General features: G+C 69.6%; 9 protein-coding genes. 2 read left to right on the top strand and 7 right to left on the bottom strand.

All coding sequences use genetic code 11. The annotated features are described in order from the left end of the window. Window positions 1–114: 114 nt before the first annotated feature. The 3 genes from ACWGDX_RS39070 to ACWGDX_RS39060 are packed head-to-tail and all read right to left on the bottom strand — an operon-like array spanning window position 115 to window position 2,037. The gene (locus tag ACWGDX_RS39070; RefSeq protein ID WP_453633544.1) at window positions 115–894 is read right to left on the bottom strand and encodes a DUF3710 domain-containing protein; all 780 of its coding nucleotides are present in this window, start codon (window positions 892–894) and stop codon (window positions 115–117) included. 1 nt (window position 895) lies between these two features. After that, on the bottom strand, window positions 896–1,420 hold the full coding sequence (gene dut / locus ACWGDX_RS39065) for a dUTP diphosphatase (RefSeq protein ID WP_363082287.1): 525 nt from the start codon (window positions 1,418–1,420) through the stop codon (window positions 896–898). Then, window positions 1,417–2,037, bottom strand: a complete 621-nt coding sequence (locus ACWGDX_RS39060; protein ID WP_453633542.1) for a PaaI family thioesterase — start codon at window positions 2,035–2,037, stop codon at window positions 1,417–1,419. The genes dut and ACWGDX_RS39060 overlap by 4 nt, the downstream gene beginning before the upstream one ends. A gap of 58 nt (window positions 2,038–2,095) precedes the next feature. Here ACWGDX_RS39060 and ACWGDX_RS39055 point away from each other — a divergent pair, with 58 nt between their 5' ends. Continuing rightward, window positions 2,096–2,554 carry a DUF3093 domain-containing protein gene (locus ACWGDX_RS39055; RefSeq protein WP_363082289.1) on the top strand — a complete coding sequence of 153 codons (459 nt, stop codon included), beginning with the start codon at window positions 2,096–2,098 and terminating at the stop codon, window positions 2,552–2,554. 121 nt (window positions 2,555–2,675) lie between these two features. Here ACWGDX_RS39055 and ACWGDX_RS39050 read toward each other — a convergent pair whose 3' ends face one another. The 4 genes from ACWGDX_RS39050 to ACWGDX_RS39035 all read right to left on the bottom strand — a co-directional run bounded on the left by ACWGDX_RS39050 (window position 2,676) and on the right by ACWGDX_RS39035 (window position 6,200). Continuing rightward, a complete protein-coding gene (locus tag ACWGDX_RS39050; RefSeq protein WP_453633540.1) occupies window positions 2,676–3,593 on the bottom strand; it encodes a hypothetical protein in 918 nt (305 codons plus the stop codon). Window positions 3,594–3,606: 13 nt separating this feature from the next. Continuing rightward, window positions 3,607–3,903: a DUF4193 domain-containing protein gene (locus ACWGDX_RS39045; protein WP_030350183.1), complete on the bottom strand. Its 297-nt coding sequence runs from the start codon at window positions 3,901–3,903 to the stop codon at window positions 3,607–3,609. 404 nt (window positions 3,904–4,307) lie between these two features. Then, window positions 4,308–5,540: a sensor histidine kinase gene (locus ACWGDX_RS39040; RefSeq protein ID WP_453633538.1), complete on the bottom strand. Its 1,233-nt coding sequence runs from the start codon at window positions 5,538–5,540 to the stop codon at window positions 4,308–4,310. A 6-nt stretch (window positions 5,541–5,546) separates the two neighbouring features. Next, on the bottom strand, window positions 5,547–6,200 hold the full coding sequence (locus ACWGDX_RS39035; protein ID WP_363082292.1) for a response regulator transcription factor: 654 nt from the start codon (window positions 6,198–6,200) through the stop codon (window positions 5,547–5,549). A gap of 318 nt (window positions 6,201–6,518) precedes the next feature. Here ACWGDX_RS39035 and ACWGDX_RS39030 point away from each other — a divergent pair, with 318 nt between their 5' ends. After that, window positions 6,519–6,692, top strand: coding sequence for a hypothetical protein (locus ACWGDX_RS39030; RefSeq protein WP_365905387.1), 174 nt, complete (start codon window positions 6,519–6,521; stop codon window positions 6,690–6,692). Window positions 6,693–6,806 lie beyond the last annotated feature (114 nt).

Here is a 6,806-nt window from a genome sequence, read left to right as displayed (position 1 = left end):
CTCACAAGGGGATGCGGCCCACCGGCCGTTCGGTCTGTCTCGCGTCGGTCCGTCTCGCCTGCGGTTCCGTCCCGAACCGCGGCGTCGACGGCGCCTCGCGCGCCGTGCCTCGCCTCAGCGCACCTCGGTGATCTCGGGACCGCGCTGGAGCTGTCCCATGCCACCGGAGAAGCGGGAGCCTTCCTGCTCCTCCTGCTGTACGCCCTCGGCCACCATCTGCGCGTCGTCCGGCAGCTTCAGGACGATCGGGTCACGCGGGGCCATCGGCCCCTCGCCCCGTACGACCACGGTGTCCCGGAAGATCTGCTCCAGCAGCCCGGCGGCCTGGGGCTGCACCGCGCCCTGCCCGGAGATTACCCCGCGCAGGAACCAGCGCGGGCCGTCGACACCGATGAAGCGCACGAGCTGCACACCGCCGGTGCCGTCCGGGAGCTGTACGGGGACCTGGGCGCGCAGCTCCCAGCCCAGCGGGCCCTCGACCTCGTCGATGATGCCGCCCTGCTGGGTGATACCGGAGGCGATCTCCTCACGGACCTCGCCCCAGATGCCTTCCTTCTTGGGCGCCGCGAACGCCTGGAGCTGTACGGCGCTGTCGCGCACGACGACCGTGGCGGCCACGATCGCGTCACCGGCGACCTCGACACGCAGCTCCATGCCCTCGACCCCGGGAACGAAGATCCCGCCCAGGTCGACCCGGCCCTCGTCGGGCCTGGAGACCTCGGAGATGTCCCAGGGACCGTCCGGCCTCGGCGCCGGCGGAAGGTTCACCCTGCGGGACGCCGTCGCCCCGCCGGCCTTCGCGTCGGCACCGGCCTCGTCGGTGAACTGCTCGGCCTCGCCCGCTGCGTCCGCCGCGTCCGCTGCGGAACCACTCTTCTTGCGACGTCCGAACACGTCACTGTCCTTCCCGGTCGGATACGACCGAAGCGTATCGATTCCCGCCCTGTACGCCGCCCACGGCGGCATGACCGCCGGTGGACCCGAAGCCCCCGTCGCCCCGCGCGGACCCGGGAAGTTCCGCCACCTCGTGGAAGCGGACCTTCTCGACCTGCTGGACGACCAGTTGGGCAATCCGGTCGAACCGCTCGAACCGCACGCTCTCACGCGGGTCCAGATTGACCACGATCACTTTGATCTCTCCACGGTACCCGGCATCCACCGTCCCCGGGGCATTCACCATGGCGACTCCGCAGCGGGCCGCGAGCCCGGAGCGCGGGTGCACGAAGGCGGCGTACCCGTCGGGCAGCGCGATGGAGACTCCCGTGGGCAGTACGGCCCGCTCCCCCGGGGCCAGCTCGGCGGCCTCCGTGGTCACCAGATCGGCTCCGGCGTCGCCCGGATGCGCGTACGACGGAAGCGGAACCTCCGGGTCGACACGGCGGATCAGTACGTCGAGAGGGGCGGCAGGGGTACGGCTCATGGGTTCACCTCGAAGGCGCGGGCGCGCCTGATCTGGTCCGGATCGGACATCGCCGCCCGGATCTCCTCCGGGCGGCCGTTCTCGATGAAGTGGTCGACCTTGACCTCGATGAACAGCGCGTCGGCGCGGACGGCGACGGGTCCGTCGGGGCCGCCGATCCTGCCGGTGGCGGTGCAGTAGATCTTCCGTCCCTGGACGGCGGTGGTCTCGGCCTCCAGATACAGCAGCGTGCCCACCGGTACGGGCCGGACGAACTCGGTCTGGAGCCGGCCGGTCACCGCCACCACCCGCAGCAGCCAGTTCAGCGAGCCGAGCGTCTCGTCGAGCGCGGTGGCCAGGACGCCGCCGTGCGCGAGGCCGGGAGCACCCTGGTGGCCCGGCTTGACGGTGAACTCGGCGGTGATGCTGACACCCTCGCCCGCGCGCGCCCGCAGCTGAAGGCCGTGCGGCTGTGCCTCGCCGCAGCCGAAGCAGTGCTCGTAGTGCGCTCCGAGCAGCTCGCCGGGGGCGGGGGCGTCGGGATGCCGGACCGGCGGTCCGGCATCGGCCGGAGGTGTCGGCGCCCCCGGTGCTGCCGGGGGTCCGGGTGGTGTCCCCGGGGATGGCACGTTGCTCACAGGCGCAGACCTTACCCGCGCGGCAGTCCGGGCACCGCACCGTGCCAAGCTTGGCTCCATGGAGCATTCCGCCGCACGTTACGACGAACGTCTGACCGCCCCCGGTTCCTGGTGGGCCATAGCCGCTCTCATCGCGGTGGCGGGGGGCCTGATCACCCTGCCGCTGGGGCCGTTGCCACTGCTCGGCGGCGTGATCGGCGCGGGGGCGCTGGCGGCGGCCGGGGTGAGTTCCTACGGATCCGCGCGGATCCGGGTCGTGGCGGACTCGCTGGTCGCGGGCGACGCCCGGATCCCGGTGTCGGCGCTCGGCGAGGCGCAGGTGCTCGGTCCTGAGGAGGCGCGGGACTGGCGGCTGCACAAGGCCGATCCGCGGGCCTTCATGCTGCTGCGCAGCTATGTGCCGACGGCGCTGCGCGTGGAGATCACGGATCCGGACGATCCGACTCCGTACGTCTATCTCTCCACGCGGAACCCCCGGGCACTGGCCACCGCGCTGGACGCGGTACGCACCGGCTGAGGACCCACGGCCCGCCGGGGCACTCGAGCGGCTTGCCGGGGGACGCGGGCCCGGCACGATCGCAACGCGGCGAGGCGCGGTACCAGGGCACGCGAGCCCAGCACGATCCGAACGAGAGGCCCTAGCTCTCCAGCTCCTTCGGGAGCCCGGGAGGGAGCTGTCCGGGGCTCTCCAGGGGAGGCAGCTCCGGGAGGGCGTCCCAGGGGATCTGGCGGCTGCGCAGGTCCGTACGGACGCGCTCGGCGACCTTCTTGGTGTCCCGTCGGTTCATCATCGCGCCGACGGCCGCTCCGATCATGAACGGGACCAGATTGGGCAGATTCCGGATCGTGCGCTTCATGATCTGCTGCCGCAGCTCGCGCTTCATCCGGCCGCTCAGCGCGCCGTTGATGGTCGACGGTTTGCTGATGTCGACGCCGCGCTCCTCCGTCCAGGAGGTCAGATAGGCGGCGCTGCGCTCCTTGAGCGTGCCGGGCGGGCGCAGCCCGTACACCTCGTGCAGCTCCGCGATCAGCTTCAGCTCGATCGCGGCGACGGCCGTGATCTCGGCCGCCAGCTCGGCGGGCATCGCCGGCGGTATGGGCAGCATCGCGGCGGCGCCGACACCGGCACCGACCGTGGAGCTGCTGTTCGCCGCGCCCGCGACCAGTTTGTCGGCCAGCTCCTCGGGACCGAGGCCGGGAAACTGCTTGCGCAGCGTCGCGAGGTCGCGGACCGGGACCCGGGGAGCGTTCTCGATGATCCGGTCGGCGATATGTGCCAGCGCCGCCTTGGCTCCCGCGCCTCCCTTGCGTACCCCCCGTTTGACGGTGTCCAGGCGCCGGCCCCTGCTCATGGGGCCGCCGTGGTCCTCCCGGGCCGCTTCGAGCGAGGCCGGGAGGCCTCGCTCGTCGTCGTCACCTACGTCGTGCTGGGGCAGGAGGGCGGAGTGCTCGGCAGCGGGCTGAGTGCCTTCTGCCGGGCCTGTGCCGCCCTGATACGCCTCCGGTGAACCCTTCAAGCGGAAGCGTCGTTTCCGAAACGGTGTGTCGCCTGCCACGGCCGACCTGACCTCAGTCGCAGTCGCGGCAGATGGGCTGACCGTTCTTCTCCCTGGCGAGCTGGCTCCTGTGGTGCACGAGGAAGCAGCTCATGCAGGTGAACTCGTCGGCCTGCCTCGGCAGCACCCGGACGGACAGCTCCTCGTTGGAGAGATCCGCGCCGGGCAGTTCGAGCCCTTCGGCCTGCTCGAACTCGTCGACGTCGACCGCTGAAGTCGACTTGTCGTTCCGACGGGCCTTCAGTTCCTCAAGGCTGTCCTGATCGACGTCGTCATCGGTCTTGCGTGGGGTGTCGTAATCCGTTGCCATGTCGCTCTCCCCCTCTGGGTGTCTGTGGTGTCTCCAGCGCACGTAACGCGTGAGAGGCCGGACTTGTGCCCGACCTGAGGCGGAGATTTTGCCTCACATCAAGGTCTGTTACTCAATCGACACCCAACCGGACCCCTGAGGAGTGATCGGCTTCGGGTGGCGAAGGGGACCGTACACGGTCCTCCTGGTGTGCTTCACGGGCGCCACCCCGTGTACTTCCCGTGATCCCGGCCCCCGGAAACCCGGACTTTACCGGCTTTCCGATGAAGGCCTGATCACGCAGAGTGGATAGGCGTGAATTCGACCCTGTGATCGATCACACACGGACTCGTCGGTAACTCGGACCGCGAATTCCGCGCAAAGCGAACAAAGTCATCTGCTCCCCGAATAACGCGCGCAGCATCTCAGACCGGGAGGGTGACACGCATCACCAGTCCACCGCCCTCGCGGGGTTCCGCGAAGATACGGCCGCCATGGGCGCGCGCCACGGACCGGGCGATCGAGAGGCCGAGTCCCACACCCTTGTCACTGCCCGTACGCTCCGTGCGCAACCGCCGGAACGGTTCGAAGAGATTGTCGATCTCGTACGCGGGGACCACGGGACCGGTGTTCGACACGACCAGGATCGCCTGGCCCTGCTGGACCTCGGTGGAAACCTCCACCCAGCCGCCCTCCGGGACGTTGTACCGTACGCCGTTCTGCACCAGGTTCAGGGCGATCCGCTCCAGGAGGACGCCGTTTCCCTGGACGACCGCGGGCGCGCACTCCGAACGGATGTCCACCCCCTTCGCCTCCGCCTCGGCGAGGGCCTGGTCCACCGCGCGGGTGGCTACCTCGGCGAGGTCGACCGGTTTTCGCTCCACGATCTGGTTGTCGCTGCGGGCGAGCAGCAGCAGGCCCTCCACGAGCTGCTCACTGCGCTCATTGGTGGCCAGCAGCGTCCTGCCCAGCTGCTGGAGCTCCGTCGGCGCCGCCGGATCGGAGAGATGGACCTCCAGCAGGGTGCGGTTGATCGCGAGGGGGGTGCGCAGCTCGTGCGAGGCGTTGGCGACGAACCGCTGCTGCGCGCTGAAGGCACGCTCCAGCCGCTCCAGCATCTCGTCGAAGGTGTCCGCGAGCTCCTTCAGCTCGTCGTCGGGGCCGTCCAGCTCGATCCGCCGCGACAGGTCGGAGCCGACCACGCGACGGGCGGTACGGGTGATCCGGCCCAGCGGCGACAGCACCCGTCCCGCCATCGCGTAACCGAAGGCGAAGGCGATGACACTGAGGCCGACCAGGGCGAACAGGGAGCGGCTGAGCAGATCGTCGAGCGCCTGCTTGCGCTGGTGGTTGACGCAGCTGTTCATCGCCGCGTTGAACTGCTCGGGCGGCGCCTGGTCCGGGAAGTTGCAGACCTCGCTGCTCACCTTGCCGGTCACGATCTTGAAGGGCAGTTCGCTGCCCACGTGCAGGGCCTGTGCGGCCAGCAGATAGATGATCGAGAGCAGCAGGATGCCGGCGATCAGGAACATCCCGCCGTAGAGCAGTGTGAGACGTATGCGGATGGTCGGGCGGACCCAGGGGAGCGCCTGATCGGGCCTGCGCGGGTCCCAGGTGGGCTTCGGAGGTGCCGCCGGCGGCATCGGGGTGGTTGCCATGGGCAATCAGATCCGGTACCCGGAGCCGGGCACCGTGACGATCACGGGCGGCTCGCCGAGCTTGCGGCGCAGCGTCATGACCGTGACCCGTACGACATTGGTGAAAGGGTCGGTGTTCTCGTCCCAGGCCTTCTCCAGGAGCTGCTCGGCCGAGACCACCGCGCCCTCGCTGCGCATCAGCACCTCCAGCACCGCGAACTCCTTGGGCGCGAGCTGGATCTCCCTGCCGTCCCGCAGGACCTCGCGCCGGTTGGGGTCGAGCTTGATCCCGGAGCGCTCCAGGACGGGCGGCAGGGGCACGGTCGTACGCCGTCCCAGGGCGCGCACCCGGGCGATCAGCTCGCTGAACGCGAAGGGCTTGGGCAGATAGTCGTCCGCGCCCAGCTCCAGCCCCTCCACGCGGTCGCTGACATCGCCCGAGGCCGTGAGCATGAGGACCCTGGTGGGCATCCCCAGCTCGACGATCCTGCGGCAGACGTCGTCCCCGTGGACGAGGGGAAGGTCGCGGTCGAGCACCACCACGTCGTAGTCGTTGACCCCGATGCGCTCCAGGGCGGCGGCGCCGTCATACACCACGTCGACGGCCATGGCCTCCCGGCGCAGTCCGGTGGCCACCGCATCGGCGAGCAGTTGCTCGTCCTCGACGACGAGTACACGCACGTCGCTTTCCTCCCTCTGGGCCCGTCACCCGTGGTCGGGGCAGGTTGTAGCACTGGCTGTGCGGCCCCATCCTGCCCGTAGTGGCTATAAACCGGCGGTAAGACGATGCCGGGGTGACCTGGGACGCCCGGGAATGGAACGGATTGTTTGTGTCGTTGAGGTTTCTCGAAGTCGGACCCTGGGGAAGACGACTTCACACCCGAGATCACGCCCTGTTTGTGGCACGCCACACCCTTTCTGTCATCCAGAGGCAGTGGGTGCGTGATCTACCCGCCGTCGGCACACCCCCGTGCCACTGACCCACGACGAGGGGGCGCAATGGACGCGTTCACCGCCGGGCTTCTGCAGCGTATAAAGGCCACGGAAACGGATCTCAACCGAGCCCGGGAGACGGGCGACGACTTCCTTGTGGACGTCGAGCAGGAGGAGCTCGAGGACCTCCGCCGGCTCGCGGCCGAACATGGCGTGGAGGTCGGCGCCGCGAGCGCCTGACCCGCACTCCTGGCCGTACGGCCTCGCTGCCACAGATTCTTCGCGGGGCCCGAGCCGTACATAAGTGAAAGAGCCGTAGCGACCTACAGAGAAGGGCCCCGGCGCCGAGGGGAC

Source organism: Streptomyces sp. NPDC055025 (assembly GCF_053608565.1).
This window is presented reverse-complemented; position numbering and strand designations above follow the sequence as displayed.